The 1,403-nt window shown below is 47.4% G+C and carries 2 protein-coding genes; one reads left to right on the top strand and one right to left on the bottom strand.

Annotated elements, in window-relative coordinates:
- On the bottom strand, nt 1-188 hold a 188-nt coding region (locus ACI3UA_RS03425), incomplete at its 3' end, for a GntR family transcriptional regulator (RefSeq protein WP_439723428.1).
- A 157-nt stretch (nt 189-345) separates the two neighbouring features.
- Here ACI3UA_RS03425 and ACI3UA_RS03420 point away from each other — a divergent pair.
- Nucleotides 346-951: a LysE family translocator gene (locus tag ACI3UA_RS03420; RefSeq protein WP_439723427.1), complete on the top strand. Its 606-nt coding sequence runs from the start codon at nt 346-348 to the stop codon at nt 949-951.
- Nucleotides 952-1,403: the final 452 nt, after the last annotated feature.

Here is a 1,403-nt window from a genome sequence, read left to right as displayed (position 1 = left end):
TCAGCTATCAGCTGGCTATATGCCCCGATGACAGTATTTCTGGACACCGCCAGCTCTGCCGACAGCCTCCGCGTGGAGGGAAGCTTCTCCCCCTCTGCCAGCCTGCCGCCAAGTATCATCCGGCGTATCTCCTGATAAATCTGCCGCTCCAAAGCGATTTCACTATTCCTATCCAATGCAATCCACACAAAAACTCCCCCGTCTGCCGCAAAGTGGTTCCAAAAAAGCTGTCGAAAAGTGGAGCTTATCACACCACATTCTTCATGCTACAATCATAGCACAGGCAGGAGATAAAATAAAATTCTCCGCAGATAATTATTCAAATATTATTTTCAGGAGGAACCAATGGATACTTACACATTTATCATCACATCAATCATCATTGTGCTTTTGCCCGGCACCGGCGTCATATACACTTTATCCGTAGCCATGACCGAAGGGCGCTGGAAAAGCATTTATGCCGTTATCGGCTGTACCGCCGGCATACTGCCCCACCTGTGCGCCAGCATTGCCCTGACCTCATTGCTTTTGCAGATGAACAGCACGCTTTTTGCCATCATAAAATACGCCGGTGTCCTATATCTCATTTATATAGGCTGGGGCATGCTGACCGATACAGGAGCAGGCACTTTTGCTGAAATGAAAACCTCCCGCCTGGCCGGGGCAATTATTCGCAGGGGCATTCTCATCAACCTGCTCAACCCCAAGCTGACCCTGTTTTTCTTTTCCTTCCTGCCTCAGTATATCAGCGCGGACAGCACTCATTACACCGCCAGCAGTGCCATGCTGGGCTTGCTTTTTATGCTGCTGACATTTATTATTTTTTCCCTTTACGGCATTCTGGCAGGCTCGGCAAAATCATGGCTCTGCCAGTCAGCCAGCCGCCTTGCCCGCATACAAAAATGCTTCGGCACCATATTTATGCTGTTTGCCATCAGGCTGGCATTGTAAGGAAATTAAATGCCTATATATTATTATATTATATTATTTTATTTACATGGTTTTACGTAGCGCGTGGACTTGCCCTTCCCCACGCGCTTTAGCATGCCCTTTTCGCTCAAGGCTTTCAGCAGACTGATAGCACCGTCCTGACTTATGCCAAGCTCCTGCTCAACCTAGCTACGGACAATAGCACTTCTGGCATCCAGCAGGCTCATAACGGCTTTTTCCGGCACAGCCCCGGCGGCATAAAGCGTATTTTCACAATTTTTATATCTAAAAATGCAGCCTGCAAAAAAGCATGGCTGCATTTTCTAAATTATTTGCTATTTTCGGATGTGTTGTAACCCCTCAGACAGATTCAGACAGCTATTATCTGGCATGCCTGTAAAACGCATCATCATAAACTTCCATGTAATCGCCATGGTTTCCATTACGCCACTTGTGCGCGCCATAGAACTTCA

It is taken from the genome of Anaerovibrio sp. (assembly GCF_051866355.1).
Taxonomy (GTDB): domain Bacteria; phylum Bacillota; class Negativicutes; order Selenomonadales; family Selenomonadaceae; genus Anaerovibrio.
The sequence above is the reverse complement of the archived record's forward strand: the minus strand, read 5'-3'. Positions and strand labels throughout refer to the sequence as shown.